This window comes from Peribacillus sp. YIM B13472, assembly GCF_042788005.1.
Taxonomy (GTDB): Bacteria; Bacillota; Bacilli; order Bacillales; family DSM-1321; genus Peribacillus; species Peribacillus simplex_E.
This window is the reverse complement of record NZ_JBHZPG010000006.1, coordinates 137,989-153,921: the sequence shown is the minus strand read 5'-3', so window position 1 is coordinate 153,921 and position 15,933 is coordinate 137,989. Positions and strand designations below refer to the sequence as shown.

Genomic DNA, 15,933 nt, shown 5'->3' with positions numbered 1-15,933 from the left:
CGGGATATGGATTTACAGGGAAGGGCGTTTCCGGAGCATGTAGCTTTGAAAAGAGGCCGTTTTATTAACGGCAATTAGGGTGGAACCGCGGGTATACTCTCGTCCCTATGCATTTCGCATAGGGACGGGAGTTTTTTGTTTGCCAAAATGTAATGGGTTCCGACCTTTAATTTTAAAAAGAGCCGCTTTAAATAACCTGGAGGTGTACGATGAATATTCAAAATATGATTTTAACGTTACAAAAGCATTGGTCTGAACAAGGCTGCATATTGATGAATGCTTATGATGTCGAGAAAGGGGCAGGAACGATGAGCCCATACACGTTCCTGAGAGCGATTGGACCGGAGCCATGGAGCGTTGCTTACGTAGAGCCTTCCCGCCGTCCTGCTGACGGCCGTTATGGCGAGAACCCTAATCGACTGTATCAGCATCATCAGTTCCAAGTGATCATGAAGCCCTCGCCTGACAATATCCAAGAGTTATATTTGGATTCATTACGCGCATTAGGGATAAATCCGCTTGAGCATGATATTCGCTTTGTGGAGGACAACTGGGAAAATCCATCACTAGGGTGTGCTGGTCTAGGTTGGGAAGTGTGGCTTGATGGAATGGAAATCACTCAATTTACATATTTCCAACAAGTGGGCGGCCTTGAGTGTAAGCCGGTTTCCGTGGAAATTACATACGGGATCGAACGTCTCGCCTCTTACATTCAAGATAAGGAAAATGTATTTGACCTAGAATGGACAGATGGATTCACAGTTCGGGATATATTTGGTCAGCCGGAATACGAACATTCGAAATATACGTTCGAAACCTCCGACCTTGATATGCTGTTTCAGCTTTTCACGATGTATGAAAAGGAAGCGCATCGCCAAATGGAAGAAGGACTTGTACATCCTGCATATGACTATGTTTTGAAATGTTCACATACATTTAACCTTTTGGATGCCAAAGGAGCCATCTCGGTGACGGAAAGAACGGGTTATATTGCCCGGTGCCGTAACTTAGCGCGTAAGGTTGCCAAAACCTTCTATGAAGAGCGGGAAAAATTAGGCTTCCCGATCCTGAAAGTGAAAGGGGAGAATACAAATGAGCAAGCGTGATTTGTTATTGGAGATTGGATTGGAAGAGCTGCCTGCCCGTTTTGTGACAGCATCAATGAAACAGTTGTCAGATAAAGTACAGCAATGGCTAACTGAAAAAGCGATTGAATTCGGAACGGTTGAAGCTTTTTCCACACCAAGACGTTTAGCCGTATTGGTGAAAGACGTGGAAGAATCCCAAAAGGATATCGAAGAAGAAGCAAAAGGTCCGGCTAAGAAAATCGCTTTGGACAGTGAAGGCAACTGGTCTAAAGCCGCATTGGGATTCGTCAGGGGTCAAGGCATGACTTCAGAGGACATTTATTTTAAAGAACTCAAGGGTGTGGAATATGCCCATGTGAATAAATTCATAAAAGGAAAGCAAACTGCTCAGCTTTTATCTGAGCTTGCTGAAATCATCAGCGGCATGACGTTCCCGAAAAATATGCGCTGGGCCAATCAGGAGCTCCGCTTCGTCCGTCCGATTAAATGGCTGATTGCCTTATTCGGCAATGACATAGTTCCATTTGGCATTGCTGACGTGGAAACGGGCCGTGAAACAAAAGGACACCGTTTCTTGGGCGATAGCGCAATCATCGAGCAGCCGGAACGGTATGAAGATACGCTAAAAGAACAATTTGTAATGGCGGATCCAGATAAACGCCGACAAGTTATATTGGATCAGATTAAAGAGCTTGAGCAGGAGAAAGGCTGGATCATCCCGGTCGATGAAGATCTGCTTGAAGAAGTCAATAATTTGGTAGAGTATCCAACGGTGTTATTTGGACATTTTGAAGAAGAATTCCTAGAGCTTCCTTCTGAGGTACTTATCACATCAATGAAGGAACACCAACGTTATTTCCCTGTTAAAGATAAGGACGGGAAACTGCTTGCTTACTTTGTAACCGTGCGTAACGGCGATGACCGCCATTTGGATAAGGTTTCTAAAGGTAATGAAAAAGTATTGCGTGCCCGCTTATCGGATGCAGCATTCTTCTATCAAGAAGATCAGAAAAAAGAGATTTCGGATGCTTTGAAAAAGCTTGACAGCATCGTTTATCATGAAGAAATTGGTACCTTAGCCGAGAAAACTGCCCGGGTAACTGCAGTGACCGGTGCCCTTGCGGATGCTTTGAATTTAAAGGCGGAAAAAGAAATGGCGCTTCGTACAGCGGCAATTGCCAAGTTCGATTTGGTGAGTCATATGGTTTATGAATTCCCTGAATTGCAAGGGTATATGGGTGAAAAATATGCTCTCTTAAAAGGGGAAGCCAAAGAAGTGGCCGCGGCTATCAATGAACATTATATGCCAAGACATGCGGATGACAATGTACCGCCTTCAGTCATTGGAGCGGTTGTGAGTTTAGCTGAAAAAATTGATACTTTGTCTTCATTCTTCGCTATTGGTGTCATTCCGACAGGTTCCCAGGATCCTTACGCATTAAGAAGGCAGGCGAGCGGGGTCGTCCAAATCCTAGCTGAGAAGAAATGGAATATTTCTTTAGAGGAGCTTATTGTTTTAGGCCTTGAAGGACTGGAATCAAAAGGCATCTTAAAACGTGATCTTGAAGAAGTTAAAGCGGATATGTTCACATTCTTTAAAGCCCGTGTCAAACACCTGCTTCAAGAACAGCAAATCCGTTACGATTTGATTGATGCAGTTCTGTTCAATGAGATCGGCTATATCCACTCTATCGTGGAACGTGCACATGTCTTGAATGCGAAAAAAGACGAAGCTGACTTTAAAGAAAGCCTGGAAGCTTTAAGCCGGGTCATGAACATTGCCGTAAAATGTGACAATAAGGTGACAGTCGACCCTAGTGCCTTTGAAAATGATCAAGAGAATGCGTTATACGTAAAATATCAAAAAGTTGCAATGCGTTATATGGAATCTAAAGATGAGAATGAGCGGTTTGAACAGCTTGTTTCGCTTCAAACGGAAATAGAGTCATATTTCGAGAATACAATGGTCATGGCAGAGGATGAAGCAATCCGCAATAACCGTTTATCCTTAATGAAGGAAATCAGTGATTTGGTTGCAGGTTTTGCTGCCATGAATAAAATCATCCTTACATGATCGAAAGGATGTATGGAAATCGGAAACACTTTAAATAAGGGTTTCCGATTTCTTAAAAAGATAAATGGTCATTAAATAGGACAAAAATGCCCTAATTAAATAATTTAGTATATAATTATTAAATGAATAACTTTTGTTACTTTACTCTGCGAAAGCAGTGGGGTGGTGATTATAATCCAATTGAATAAGCGTCAGGAACTAATTTTACAAATCGTAAAAGAAAACGGACCGATTACTGGAGAACATATTGCGGATAGATTGAACCTTACCAGGGCGACACTTCGTCCAGATTTAGCGATTTTAACGATGGCAGGTTTTCTTGATGCCAGGCCCCGAGTGGGGTATTTCTATACAGGCAGGTCTGGGACTCAGCTTTTGACAGATAGCCTCAACCATCTTTATGTACGAGACTACCAATCGATACCTGTCGTTGTTGACGAGGGCATTTCCGTATATGATGCAATAGTCATGATGTTTTTAGAAGATGTCGGAACAATGTTCGTCGTCGATAAGCATGCATTGCTTGTTGGTGTCTTATCAAGGAAAGACTTGTTGCGTGCTAGTATTGGGAAACAAGAGCTTAACTCCATTCCAGTCAATATCATCATGACTAGGATGCCCAATATTACAATGTGTTCAAAAGAAGACCTTTTGATTGATGTGGCCAAAAAATTGATTGATAAACAAATCGACTCATTACCGGTCGTCAAAGACACAGAAAAAGGCTATGAAGTAATTGGAAGGATTACAAAAACCAATATTACGAAAGCATTCGTAGCTTTGGCTGATGAAGGCTATTAGGGGGCTTGCAAAAGGAATGACGGAGAATATGAACGGTTCTATTATATATGTTGTATCGGATTCAGTAGGGGAAACAGCGGAATTGGTTACAAAAGCCGCTGCAAGCCAGTTCTCGGGATCTGCATTTTCCATAAAGAGAATTCCGTATATTGAAGATGAACAAAACGTGGATGAAGTGATATCACTGGCTAAGTTGGATGGGGCGATAATTGCTTATACTCTTGTCAAGCCAGCCATTAGAGCGTATATGAAAGCACAGGTCGAGAAAGAAAACCTGTCTGCTTATGACATTTTAGGGCCGCTCATGGACATCCTTCAGGAAAGGGCGCCAAAAGGGCCGCTTAATGAACCTGGTCTGGTGAGAAAGCTGGATGATGACTATTTCAAGCGTGTGGAAGCCATTGAATTTGCTGTAAAATATGATGATGGACGTGACCCTCGGGGCATTTTACGTGCGGATATCGTCCTTGTGGGTGTTTCACGCACTTCCAAAACGCCATTATCACAGTATTTAGCCCACAAACGCTATAAAGTGGCGAACGTACCTTTAGTGCCTGAAGTGGAACCTCCAGAAGAGCTGTTCCTGGTACCTCCTGAAAAATGCATTGGTTTAAAGATCAGCCCGGAAAAGCTGAACCATATTCGTAAAGAACGATTAAAGTCACTTGGGCTCAATGATCATGCCATTTACGCAAATGTGGAGCGCATAAAAGAAGAATTGACATACTTTGATACCATCATATCAAGGTTGAACTGTCCTATCATTGATGTAACCAATAAAGCTGTTGAAGAAACAGCCAATTTGATAATCAATATCCTTCAAAACAAAAACCGTTGATCCTTATAATTAAGGAAAATCAAAATGTGAGCTAGACACTCTTGTGTCAGCTCACATTTTAATGCCAAGGTCAAATAAGGGAATAACAAGAATAAGTTCAAAATAATTACATAAAATTCCTCTTGGTTTCCAAGTGTGAATCCGTTGATTTGCATGAAAAAACATTCGGAATTTAAATGTTGGCATCTTCTAATCAAATAGACTATAATAAAAAAAAGTGAGAAAAAAGTAATCTTAAGGTTTAGACTTAATTAATAAGGAATAAACTAAAGGTTAATGAGATGTCAAGGTTTTTATCATAAAAATAATTCGACATGTTCCGTATAATTCAGGAAGGGCTGGTCTTTTTCAAGGCAAAAGAGGTGCTTTCACTTAAATAAGCAGGTATTCTTTGAAGAATGATGTGTGCTCTTTTTAGAGGGAACCCTCTGAATCAATGCTGAAAATCACCATATCTTCATAAAGTTTAGGGGAGAAAAAGGATTATGCAGAAAGATGTAGAATTAGAAGGTATGAATAATAAACCTACGATACACGTCGATGCCGATGCATGCCCGGTGAAAGACGAAATCCTTCATTGTGCAAGTTTGCACGATGTTGAAGTCTGTTTTGTTGCATCATATAAAAATATGATGAATAACCCCGAAGGTAAATGGGTTTATGTCGATGCAGACAAAGAAGCGGCAGATCTTTATATAGTAAACTCAGTAAAAAAGGGTGATATTGTCGTTACTGCAGATATTGGTTTGGCTGGGACCCTGCTTCCTAAAAACGTTTATGTCCTTTCGCCAAGGGGAAAAGAATACACAGATGAGAATATTTTCATGCTCTTGGATATGCGTTATCAGTCGGCGAAACTCCGCAGGCAGGGGAAGCATACGAAAGGGCCGAAAGCATTCACAAAGGAAGATCGTGCATGTTTTACAAATAAACTTATGAAAACATTGTCGAACTTTGCAGGGAATTAGGAAACAGTATCGAATTAGAAACTATCACCAATATTGCAAGGTGGAAAAATGATAAATGGCCGTATAGAAGATGAGAAAATTAATCAAATTCGTGAAGCTGTTGACATTGTTGATTTAATTGGGGAGTATGTCCAGCTGAAGAAGCAGGGGCGCAATTACTTTGGCCTATGTCCTTTTCATGGTGAAAACTCGCCCTCGTTTTCCGTTTCAACGGAAAAACAAATCTTTCACTGTTTTGGTTGCGGGGCAGGCGGAAATATTTTTACCTTCTTGATGGATATAGAAGGCTACAGCTTTGTGGAATCTGCAAAAGTTTTAGCTGAAAAAGGAAATGTTCCTTTGGATGTTGAAATCAATAAGGACTCCAAGCGATCTAACATGCCGGCAGGCTCTCAGCAAATGGTTGAAGCCCATGACCTGCTGAGGAAGTTTTATCATCATCTCCTCGTTAATACGAAAGAGGGGCAGGATGCTCTCGAATATTTACTTAAACGCGGGTTTACTGAAGAGACGATAGAAAAATTCCAAATTGGATACTCTTTGGATTCATGGGACTTCGTGTCAAAGTTCCTTTTAAAACGCGGGTTTCCAGCGGAATACATGGAGCAGGCAGGGCTTATTATTTACAGGGAAAAAGACGAGTCATATTTTGACCGTTTCAGAAATAGAGTCATGTTTCCAATTATGGATCATCAAGGAAATACGATTGCGTTTTCAGGAAGAGCGATGGGGGACGATGAGCCCAAATATTTGAATAGTCCTGAAACGCCAATCTTTAATAAAAGTAAAACTTTATATAATTTCCATCATGCAAGACCACACATACGAAAGAAAGAACAAGCAGTCATTTTTGAAGGCTTTGCCGATTGCATTTCAGCAGTTGGCGCAGGTGTGGAGAATGCGGTCGCTACAATGGGTACTGCCCTGACGGACCAGCATATCCAGCTTTTAAAAAGAAATACTGACCAGATACTTATTTGCTACGATTCGGACTCTGCGGGATTGAACGCTGCCAATCGTGCAGTTAATATGCTACAGGACCATGAGTTTTCCGTGAAAGTCGCTCTCATGCCTGATAACTTGGACCCCGATGACTACATAAAGGAATTCGGTGAAAAAAGCTTTGTTTCTGAAGTAATAGGGGCCAGTTTAACCTACATGGCATTCAAAATGCATTATTTGCGCCGAGGGAAAAATGTAAATAATGAAGGAGATCGAATTCAATATATCGAAGAAGTCCTTAAAGAAATTTCGCGATTGCCCAATGCAGTGGAGAGGGATCATTATCTCCGGCAGCTATCCTCTGAATTTTCCCTTTCATTGGATGCGCTGGAACAGCAGCAGCGTCAGGTGTTCTTTACGGAACGCAAGAAGGGGACACTGCCGCAGCCAGCAGCTCCAAAGAAAATGGCCCTGCAATATGAGCATAAGTTAAAGCCTGCTCACCATAATGCTGAAACGAAGTTGATTGCCCATATGCTAAAAAGCAGGGATATGACTTTCAAAATTCAGCAGTTGCTTGGGCAAACGGTATTTCATGTAGATGAACATCAGGCAATCATCACCTATTTATATGCGTTCTATGAAGATGGACACGAACCGGATACAAGCTTTTTCCTTACTTATTTACCGGATCCAAACTTGAGAAGGATCGTTTCGGAAATAGAAATGATGTCAGTGAATGAGGAAGTTACCGATAAAGAACTGACCGATTGTATAAATCAAGTGTTGAAATACGAAAAGTTGTTAAAGATAAAAGAAAAACAAGTTGAAGAAAAAGATGCAGTTAGACGTAGTGATTATGTCACTGCTGCACAAATTGCCATGGAAATCATTAAATTGCGTAAAATGTTGTAGTCGTTTAGGTGTAAGTCCTGGAAGGAGGGGAACTAATGGCTGAAAAACCAGCACGTTCCAAACAAGTTGATAATGAATTTAGCCTTGAACAGGTGAAAGAAAAATTACTAGAGCTAGGTAAAAAACGGGGCTCTTTGACTTTAGAAAAAATTGCTGAAATGATTGGCGGTTTTGAGTTGGATTCCGATCAAATGGATGAGTTCTATGAGGTGTTAGCAGAAAACGGCGTCGAAATACTCACTGATGGTGAGGAAGACGAAGATGAAGACGATCCAGATGAGAAGAAACTTGCAAAAGAAGAAGAGTTTGACTTAAATGATTTAAGTGTTCCTCCTGGCGTTAAAATTAATGACCCAGTACGCATGTATTTAAAGGAAATTGGTCGGGTCGACCTTTTATCGGCAGAAGAGGAAATATCTCTGGCGACGAGAATTGAAGATGGAGATGAAGAAGCGAAACGCCGTTTGGCAGAAGCTAACCTTCGTCTTGTTGTCAGTATCGCCAAGCGCTATGTCGGACGCGGAATGCTTTTCCTTGATTTAATTCAGGAAGGTAATATGGGACTTATCAAAGCTGTGGAAAAATTTGATTACCGCAAGGGATTCAAATTCAGTACGTATGCAACATGGTGGATTCGCCAAGCGATAACCCGTGCCATTGCCGACCAAGCAAGAACGATCCGGATACCGGTGCATATGGTGGAAACCATCAATAAATTGATCCGTGTCCAAAGACAGCTTCTTCAGGATTTAGGACGTGAACCTTCTCCGGAAGAAATTGCGGAGGATATGGACTTAACTCCTGAAAAAGTTCGTGAAATCTTGAAAATAGCTCAGGAGCCTGTTTCATTGGAAACGCCAATAGGTGAAGAAGACGATTCACATTTAGGTGATTTCATTGAAGATCAGGATGCGACTTCCCCATCGGAACATGCAGCATATGAACTTTTGAAAGAACAGCTTGAAGACGTATTGGATACTCTTACTGACCGTGAAGAGAACGTCTTGAGACTCCGCTTTGGACTTGATGATGGCCGCACCCGCACACTTGAAGAGGTAGGTAAAGTGTTTGGGGTCACCCGCGAGCGTATCCGTCAAATCGAAGCGAAGGCGCTACGTAAACTGAGACATCCAAGCCGCAGCAAACGCTTGAAAGATTTCCTGGAATAGAATATATATATGCCCTTAACAGAGCCCTCTTTGAATGCCTAGCGTTCGGGAGCGGCTCTTTTTTCAATTTCGATGTAAAAATATTCTTGTAAGAACAATACTTATCCGTTTTTTCGTATAATGGAAATAAATTATGCAACAGAAACAATTTTAGAAAAAGCTAAGCCATTAAAAAGAAATGATCATCATGAGGATGTGAGATTCATGGATGAGATGCGAAAGAAAATCATCATTCAAGAAATAAACTCCTGTAAGGAAAGTCGTATACTTCGGGAGCAATATTGTAATTACCTGCTTGCATTATACTGTCAAGGCGAACTGCCGCCATCTAAATCGAATAAAACCGAAAGCAAAAAAAACGACATCTTTTCAAGGGTGTTGATTGGGACTCTTTTTGCATTTATTGTATTTTTGAATTATTTTACTGAAATACCCATAAGAATGCAAATGCTTATGACAACAATTTCAATTCTTGTCTTTTGGCTGGCAGTCCGCCGCTTTAACGGCAGGAAAATCATTTTTCAAATGTCGTTGATGGGAATGGCGCTATCATTGTTATTATTAACTGTCAGTTTGGCGGAATTGATGGCACCCGGCAAAGTGGGTATCCTTTATATTTTCTTGTTCATTAATTGCGGACTCTGGATTTTAATGGGCAATAAACTAAAAGCTGCTCCATTTTTCCATAGCGGCGGGAGGCCTGGGAGCACTGGTCACTCTTTACTTTTTATTAATATAACCAGCGGTTTTAAATAATGATTTTAGGGTAGTATGAAACATATGTAAGAAAAAGTAAAATGTTTGGAAATACACATAAGTTTTTGACAATTTTAAGAAATTATATAATATCTTCTATTTTTGGGCTTTTACTTGAAACTCTTTTCAAGTAAAATAATATATAGCTGTTTGTATATAATATTAATTATGGTAAGTTTAGGTTCTACATAGGGGAGGAAATACTATGAATCGCAATCCAGTAATGCCTTTTATTATTATCATGGTTTTTGGTATTGGACTTATGTTTTTACTTTCGTTTAAAGGTTTGGGTGATGCCAAAGATCTTGCTAAGGAAAAAGAGGGCGGCGAAAAGACAGAAGAAACAGAAAATGCCTCAGCATCACCTGAGGACATTTATAAACAAAACTGTATCTCTTGTCATGGTAACGCCTATCAAGGCGGTGTCGGGCCTGCTCTAAAAGGAGTTGGCGATCGTCTGTCGGTGGACGAGGTAAAAAACGTGATCACTAATGGACGAGGTGCAATGCCATCAGGTTTAGTCGAAGAACAGAACATTGACGCCATGGCCGAATATATTCATGGACTGAAATAAGTCATGAAACTGACTCAAGAAATCGTTGGAAAGCGAACTTTTTGAGTCAGTTTTTCATTTTTCGGAAAAGGAAGATTCCAGATGGAAGGTTTCTTTTGTCCACTGATAGTTGGGGCCCTATTTCTCCTTTCTGTAATTTTTCGATTGAACTTGGTATAATCGAATGGGAAACTAATTATAGTAAGACATTATTTGAATTAAGAGAGTTGATAAATATGAATCATGAAAAACTATCGATGAGATTAGAACGTGTTGCCATACATATACCAAAAGGAAGCATCCTTGCAGATATAGGTTCAGATCATGCTTACTTGCCGTGCTATGCGGTGACAAACGGCTTGTGTGACAGCGCTATAGCAGGTGAGGTTGTAGAAGGTCCCTATCAGTCAGCACGCAAGCAAGTGGCAATGACGGGGCTTGGGGACAAGATAGAGGTCCGTAAAGGAGACGGGCTTGAAGTATTGAATCCTGATGAAGCGACATGCATTACGATTGCAGGCATGGGCGGGACTTTAATATCAAGTATATTGGAAAGCGGAAAAGGGAAACTCGGCAAGGCAGAAAGGCTTATCCTTCAGCCTAATGTCGGTGCAGCGAATGTTCGCAGCTGGCTAATCGAAAACGGCTGGGAACTTAGTGGAGAGGAAATCCTTGAAGAAGATGGGAAAATCTACGAGATCTTAATTGCCAAAAAAGGGGACCCGCTCCGCCCTTATGGGGTAAACAAGCAAGCCGGCCTCACTTTCGGTCCATACTTAAGAGAGCAATTCAGTGACATTTTCATAAAAAAATGGCAGCTTGAGAAAAAACATTTGGAAAGAATCATCGAACAATTGGATGAAAGCGGAAGAAGCGGACTGGAAACGAAGCGCAATGAATTAAAATCTCAAATTTCAGTAATTGAGGAGGTGCTTAAAGGGTGAAGAAAGTGAATGGCCACGAAATCATTGAAACGTTTGAACAATTCTCCCCAAAGCATTTTGCAATGGAGGGAGATCCAATCGGGCTGCATGTCGGGCAGCTCAATAAGCCCGTTACTAAAGTGCTGATTGCCCTTGATGTGCTGGAAGAGGTTGTAGATGAAGCGATAGAACATGGCGTGGAATTGATCATCGCCCACCATCCGCTTATTTACCGACCATTGAAAAGAATCGATACAAACGCAGCTGGAGGCCGCATCATCGAAAAGCTGATCAAACATGATATCGCTGTTTATGCTGCACATACCAATTTGGATGTTGCTAAGGGCGGAGTGAATGATTTACTTGCAGAAGCGCTACAATTGCAGGACACAGAGGTATTGATTCCAACTTACGAGACAACTCTAAAGAAATTGGTCGTATATGTTCCAAAGACCGACGAACAAAAGGTGAGGGAAGCCCTAGGTAAGGCAGGGGCCGGAGCGATCGGGAATTACAGCAATTGTTCATTTTCGGGGGAAGGTACAGGACGCTTCTTGCCAGGTGAAGGCAGTGAACCGGTAATTGGCTCTAAAGGAAAGCTTGAAGAAGTAGCTGAAATGCGGGTTGAAACGATATTCCCGGAAAATATCGAGAAGAAAGTGCTAGCTGCGATGATTAAAGCCCATCCATATGAAGAAGTTGCTCACGATATATATAAACTGGAGAATAAAGGGGAGTCTCTTGGCTTAGGAAAGATTGGTGTACTTGCTGAAGAAATGACACTTGAACAATTTTCCGAACATGTGAAGCGGACTCTCGATGTTGAAAAGGTGCGTGTCGTTGGAGATTTGCAAAGTCCGATAAAAAAAGTGGCCGTTTTGGGCGGAGACGGCAATAAATACTTTACGACAGCGAAATTCAAGGGAGCAGATGTTTACGTTACAGGTGATATGTATTACCATACAGCCCATGACGCGATGATGATTGGATTGAATATCGTGGATCCGGGCCACAATGTTGAAAAGGTGATGAAAAAAGGTGTAGCACGAATCCTTGAAAAAATGTGCCGCGAAAAGAACTACGATGTGGAATTCATTCCATCCCGGCTGAATACAGACCCTTTCCGTTTCATTTAAATAACACGAAAAAGGCAGCCCTCAGTGGCTGCCTTTGTTTTTGTGCAATCATTTCTTCACTTTAATCTTAGGTAAAATCTTATGCAATGGCGTTTTCTTTTCGGTATTCCAAGTCGATTCATCATTTGCTTCGTATTGCTCTAGAAATGCGATAACTTCCTTCGTGATCGGAGTTGGTGTAGAAGCCCCCGAAGTGACGGCAACCGTTTCTGCATCCTTTAGCCATTCAAGGTTCAGCTCGGAAATGTCAGCGATTCGATAAGCTCTCGTGCCGGCAATCTCTTGGGATACTTGTGCAAGACGGTTTGAATTATTACTCTTGGGATCTCCGACAACGATTAAAACATCAGCTTCGCCAGCTTGCTCGGCAACCGCTTCTTGGCGAACCTGTGTCGCTAAACAAATTTCTTTATGGACTTCGGCATGCGGGAACTTTTCCTTGACCTTATCCATGATATCCAAAACATCCCATTGGCTCATCGTTGTTTGATTGGTGACGATGATCTTATCACTATTCAAAGTCAAGGCTTCCACATCTTCATCCTTTTGAACCAGGTGAACGACATCAGGAGCAACTCCGACAGCACCCTCTGGTTCCGGATGGCCTTTTTTGCCTATATAAATGATTTGATAGCCTTCCGCTTGTTTTTCCCGAATTAAGTCATGTGTTGCGGTAACATCGGGACATGTTGCATCGAGCGTCACAAGACCTTTTTTCTCAGCGATCTTCCTAATCTCAGGTGAAACGCCGTGAGCAGTAAAGATGACGGTTCCGCTGTCCACCTGTTCGATGATATCGTTGCGGTTGCTTCCGTCCAACGTGATGATGCCTTCTTCTTCGAACGCATCCGTCACATGTTTGTTATGCACGATCATTCCTAAAATGTAAATGGGACGTGGCAAGGTTTTATCTAAAGCCGCATTTCGGGCGATGACCATGGCATCGACAACGCCATAACAATAGCCGCGCGGGGAAATTTTAATCACTTTCATCTATGTGTCCTCCTTCAAGGCAAGAAACTCCCACTTTTTATACCTTTCTATTATATAAGACCATAGATGATATTACAAAACATCATATTTACATAAAATCAGTTATTGGAAAATTTTTTGCAGACATTATATATAAAGCTTGGGGCCGGATGTTCTATCCCTTTTCGTTTCGGTACGAACTTGGGCGACGGGGCTAGCTTCTTTAGCTTTATCTTTTTTCTTGGAATCCGTTTTTACCTCACTGTTTTTTTGTTCCTCAACCTTTGGCCCGCTTTCAACGGAAGCTCCCTCGTCCTCGGTCTCACCGGCTGATGATATGCTCCTGAAAACTTTCCACATGGAAGGCAGATTTTTAATCACTGGCCCGTATTGTTCCACCATAGGCGTGAATTGTTCCGCCGCCTGCAACACTTTTTGCGTGTTGGAAAGCATATTATTAAGCGAATCGGGGTTTTTTAATGTTTCTAAGATACCGCCTCCGCTGCTTCTTGAAGAACTTTTGTTAGTGGAAGCGGCTGGCGCAAACAAATTGGGAGAAGCTCCTTTTTGTTTCGACTTACCGAGTATTTTTGACAATAACCCTTCTTTCTTTGCTGGCGGCATTTCCTGCCGCTGCGGTTGGGTGAAAGGGCCTCGGAAACCTTGAGGTCCCTGTGGCATCTGCGGTCTGTTTTGAACCATCGGCCGCTGCATCTGCTGATAAGGATGGGGAATTTGCCGTGGCTGTCCGAATGGAGCAGGGTGCTGCTGCATCCTTCGACCATTGGGTGGCTGAAAACCGGGTCCGGGTTGACGATTTCTATTTGGGAACATAGGTTTCACCTCCTCAGTTTTTATATGCGGTGTAATCTTCTATATAAATTATGCAACTCGGCAAAAAAGGTTTGAGGAAAGAGTGACTGGGCAGTTGTGAAGTAACCGGAAAGAAGGTAAGATGGTAACGGTAGTCTTTTAGCTCCATGTCTGCGGGGGATACGCTATGACCAGGACAGGGGCTTTTCGTTTGCAAGAGTCCATTTTAAGAGAACTAACCTCAGCGCATGCGCTTTTGTGATTTAAGTAAATGGGTCACAGGGAAAAAAGTAGATGGCCTGACCATTATGGGTCAATCCCTATTTTCTTCACGAGCAACCCAGGCGCTTGCGCTTTTTGAGTAATCCAGCTTCAGCGCCTAGCTCGTTGTGAAAAAGAAGATTGCCCTCACAAGGCAAAAAGCGCCTTATGGGACAATCCCTATTTTCTTCACGAGCAACCCAGGCGCTTGCGCTTTTTGTGTAATCCAGCTTCAGCGCCTAGCTCGTTGTGAAAAAGAAGATTGCCCTCACAAGGCAAAAAGCGCCTTATGGGTCAACCCCTATTTTCTTCACGAGCAACCCAGGCGCTTGCGCTTTTTGTGTAAAATTTATTATAATAATAGGACATGTCTAATGACTGACAGGATAAAGGAGTTTTTTGATGAAACAAAATCAATTTGAACGATTTAATTTGAAAAGCTACATTCTAGATGCGGTTCGTACTTTGGGGTTCGATAAGCCGACGGAAATTCAAGAGCGCGTGCTTCCGTCGCTTTTAAAGGGAAGTAGCTTAATTGGCCAGTCGCAGACAGGTACAGGAAAGACACATTCCTATTTGCTGCCGATCATGAACAGGCTTGATGCTGGTAAAAATGAGGTTCAAGCGATTATTTCCGCACCAACCCGTGAGTTAGCGAACCAAATCTATAAAGAAGCTTTGAAAATTGCTGACCATTTCCCTGAGGATGAGCAGATTCAAGTCCGTTGTTACATCGGTGGTACTGATAAACAGCGAATGATTGATAAATTGAAGACACAGCCACAATTGGTAATTGGTACGCCGGGCCGGATCAAAGACTTGGTTGAAGCTCAGGCATTACAGGTGTATACAGCTAAAATGCTTGTAGTCGATGAAGCGGACCTTATGCTAGACATGGGATTCATTGAAGATGTCGATTTATTTGCATCACGTATGGCTGAAAAAATTCAAATGCTTGTCTTTTCGGCAACCATCCCAGAAAAATTGAAGCCGTTTTTGAATAAATATATGGAGAATCCAAAGTATGTTCAAGTGAATCCCAAGCAGGCGACAGCTTCGAAAATTGAACATGTTCTTATCCCGCTCCGCCACCGTAACAAAGAGCAGTTACTTCATGATATAATCGTTCGTTATAATCCATATTTGGCGATTGTTTTCACGAACACAAAGAAAATGGCGGATCATGTGGCTAATTCCTTGAGCGAAAAAGGATTGAATGTCGGTCGTATTCACGGGGATTTAACGCCTCGTGAGCGTAAAAAAATGATGAAGCAAATCAATGATTTGGAGTATCAATTCATCGTTGCGACAGATCTGGCTTCCCGTGGAATCGATATTGAAGGTGTAAGTCATATCATTAACTATGAATTGCCTTCAGATTTGGATTTTTATATCCATAGGACGGGTAGGACGGCTCGTGCAGGATATTCAGGCATTGCCACTACCATTTACGATACTTCCGATGAAGATTCATTGAACCGCCTTGAAAAAATGGGCATTCAGTTCCGTGATGCCGATATCCAAAACGGTGATTGGGTCGATATCGACGAACGGAATAAACGGAAAAACCGTAAAAAACAAAAATCTGATATTGATGTTAAAGCGACCAGGCACGTCAAGAAGCCAACTAAAGTCAAGCCAGGATACAAGAAGAAAATTCAACGTGATGTGGAAAACTTTAAAAAACGCGAACGTCGTATACAGAGAAAGAAATAGGGGAGAAA

The 15,933-nt window shown here is 41.9% G+C and carries 14 protein-coding genes and 1 other annotated feature (1 of these 15 only partly in view); of the genes, 12 read left to right on the top strand and 2 right to left on the bottom strand.

What is annotated here, in order from left to right; translation table 11 throughout:
• Nucleotides 1-110: a binding site (T-box leader), on the top strand; it begins 67 nt to the left of the window's first position.
• Nucleotides 111-209: 99 nt separating this feature from the next.
• From glyQ to ACFX4I_RS07190, 11 genes are all read left to right on the top strand, one after another.
• The gene (gene glyQ / locus ACFX4I_RS07240) at nucleotides 210-1,106 is read left to right on the top strand and encodes a glycine--tRNA ligase subunit alpha (protein WP_034308488.1); all 897 of its coding nucleotides are present in this window, start codon (nucleotides 210-212) and stop codon (nucleotides 1,104-1,106) included.
• Nucleotides 1,093-3,162, top strand: coding sequence for a glycine--tRNA ligase subunit beta (gene glyS, locus ACFX4I_RS07235; RefSeq protein ID WP_377419824.1), 2,070 nt, complete (start codon nucleotides 1,093-1,095; stop codon nucleotides 3,160-3,162). Before glyQ ends, glyS begins: the two co-directional genes overlap by 14 nt.
• A 162-nt stretch (nucleotides 3,163-3,324) precedes the next feature.
• Nucleotides 3,325-3,963, top strand: coding sequence for a transcriptional regulator CcpN (gene ccpN, locus ACFX4I_RS07230; RefSeq protein ID WP_063233015.1), 639 nt, complete (start codon nucleotides 3,325-3,327; stop codon nucleotides 3,961-3,963).
• 16 nt (nucleotides 3,964-3,979) lie between these two features.
• On the top strand, nucleotides 3,980-4,801 hold the full coding sequence (locus tag ACFX4I_RS07225) for a pyruvate, water dikinase regulatory protein (protein ID WP_370662553.1): 822 nt from the start codon (nucleotides 3,980-3,982) through the stop codon (nucleotides 4,799-4,801).
• A 512-nt stretch (nucleotides 4,802-5,313) separates the two neighbouring features.
• On the top strand, nucleotides 5,314-5,769 hold the full coding sequence (locus tag ACFX4I_RS07220; RefSeq protein ID WP_076366289.1) for a YaiI/YqxD family protein: 456 nt from the start codon (nucleotides 5,314-5,316) through the stop codon (nucleotides 5,767-5,769).
• A 51-nt stretch (nucleotides 5,770-5,820) separates the two neighbouring features.
• Entirely contained in the window at nucleotides 5,821-7,626 is a 1,806-nt protein-coding gene (dnaG, locus tag ACFX4I_RS07215; RefSeq protein ID WP_230302630.1) for a DNA primase, read from the top strand.
• A 35-nt stretch (nucleotides 7,627-7,661) separates the two neighbouring features.
• Nucleotides 7,662-8,795 carry an RNA polymerase sigma factor RpoD gene (rpoD, locus tag ACFX4I_RS07210; protein WP_034308477.1) on the top strand — a complete coding sequence of 378 codons (1,134 nt, stop codon included), beginning with the start codon at nucleotides 7,662-7,664 and terminating at the stop codon, nucleotides 8,793-8,795.
• Between the two features lie 204 nt (nucleotides 8,796-8,999).
• Complete coding sequence (locus tag ACFX4I_RS07205) at nucleotides 9,000-9,551, top strand: hypothetical protein (RefSeq protein ID WP_377419822.1); 552 nt, start codon at nucleotides 9,000-9,002, stop codon at nucleotides 9,549-9,551.
• A 205-nt stretch (nucleotides 9,552-9,756) separates the two neighbouring features.
• Entirely contained in the window at nucleotides 9,757-10,125 is a 369-nt protein-coding gene (cccA, locus tag ACFX4I_RS07200; protein WP_214789789.1) for a cytochrome c550, read from the top strand.
• A gap of 215 nt (nucleotides 10,126-10,340) precedes the next feature.
• Nucleotides 10,341-11,048, top strand: coding sequence for a tRNA (adenine(22)-N(1))-methyltransferase (locus tag ACFX4I_RS07195; RefSeq protein ID WP_230302618.1), 708 nt, complete (start codon nucleotides 10,341-10,343; stop codon nucleotides 11,046-11,048).
• The gene (locus ACFX4I_RS07190) at nucleotides 11,045-12,163 is read left to right on the top strand and encodes a Nif3-like dinuclear metal center hexameric protein (protein ID WP_230302617.1); all 1,119 of its coding nucleotides are present in this window, start codon (nucleotides 11,045-11,047) and stop codon (nucleotides 12,161-12,163) included. The genes ACFX4I_RS07195 and ACFX4I_RS07190 overlap by 4 nt, the downstream gene beginning before the upstream one ends.
• Before the next feature lie 48 nt (nucleotides 12,164-12,211).
• Here the strand turns inward: ACFX4I_RS07190 and ACFX4I_RS07185 are convergent, their stop codons facing one another.
• Nucleotides 12,212-13,156 carry a 4-hydroxy-3-methylbut-2-enyl diphosphate reductase gene (locus ACFX4I_RS07185; protein WP_048685698.1) on the bottom strand — a complete coding sequence of 315 codons (945 nt, stop codon included), beginning with the start codon at nucleotides 13,154-13,156 and terminating at the stop codon, nucleotides 12,212-12,214.
• Nucleotides 13,157-13,282: 126 nt separating this feature from the next.
• The gene (gene vrrA / locus ACFX4I_RS07180) at nucleotides 13,283-13,969 is read right to left on the bottom strand and encodes a VrrA/YqfQ family protein (RefSeq protein WP_230302616.1); all 687 of its coding nucleotides are present in this window, start codon (nucleotides 13,967-13,969) and stop codon (nucleotides 13,283-13,285) included.
• Between the two features lie 642 nt (nucleotides 13,970-14,611).
• Here vrrA and ACFX4I_RS07175 point away from each other — a divergent pair.
• Nucleotides 14,612-15,925, top strand: coding sequence for a DEAD/DEAH box helicase (locus ACFX4I_RS07175; protein WP_230302615.1), 1,314 nt, complete (start codon nucleotides 14,612-14,614; stop codon nucleotides 15,923-15,925).
• The last annotated feature ends 8 nt before the right edge of the window (nucleotides 15,926-15,933 follow it).

Excerpts from the sequence above, each read along its gene's own strand:
- ACFX4I_RS07175 (WP_230302615.1), top strand. The coding sequence starts at position 14,612 with ATGAAACAAAATCAATTTGAACGATTTAATTTGAAAAGCTACATTCTA.
- ACFX4I_RS07220 (WP_076366289.1), top strand. The coding sequence starts at position 5,314 with ATGAATAATAAACCTACGATACACGTCGATGCCGATGCATGCCCGGTG.
- vrrA (WP_230302616.1), bottom strand. The coding sequence starts at position 13,969 with ATGTTCCCAAATAGAAATCGTCAACCCGGACCCGGTTTTCAGCCACCC.
- glyQ (WP_034308488.1), top strand. The coding sequence starts at position 210 with ATGAATATTCAAAATATGATTTTAACGTTACAAAAGCATTGGTCTGAA.
- ACFX4I_RS07225 (WP_370662553.1), top strand. The coding sequence starts at position 3,980 with ATGACGGAGAATATGAACGGTTCTATTATATATGTTGTATCGGATTCA.
- ACFX4I_RS07195 (WP_230302618.1), top strand. The coding sequence starts at position 10,341 with ATGAATCATGAAAAACTATCGATGAGATTAGAACGTGTTGCCATACAT.
- rpoD (WP_034308477.1), top strand. The coding sequence starts at position 7,662 with ATGGCTGAAAAACCAGCACGTTCCAAACAAGTTGATAATGAATTTAGC.
- ACFX4I_RS07185 (WP_048685698.1), bottom strand. The coding sequence starts at position 13,156 with ATGAAAGTGATTAAAATTTCCCCGCGCGGCTATTGTTATGGCGTTGTC.
- glyS (WP_377419824.1), top strand. The coding sequence starts at position 1,093 with ATGAGCAAGCGTGATTTGTTATTGGAGATTGGATTGGAAGAGCTGCCT.
- ACFX4I_RS07205 (WP_377419822.1), top strand. The coding sequence starts at position 9,000 with ATGGATGAGATGCGAAAGAAAATCATCATTCAAGAAATAAACTCCTGT.
- cccA (WP_214789789.1), top strand. The coding sequence starts at position 9,757 with ATGAATCGCAATCCAGTAATGCCTTTTATTATTATCATGGTTTTTGGT.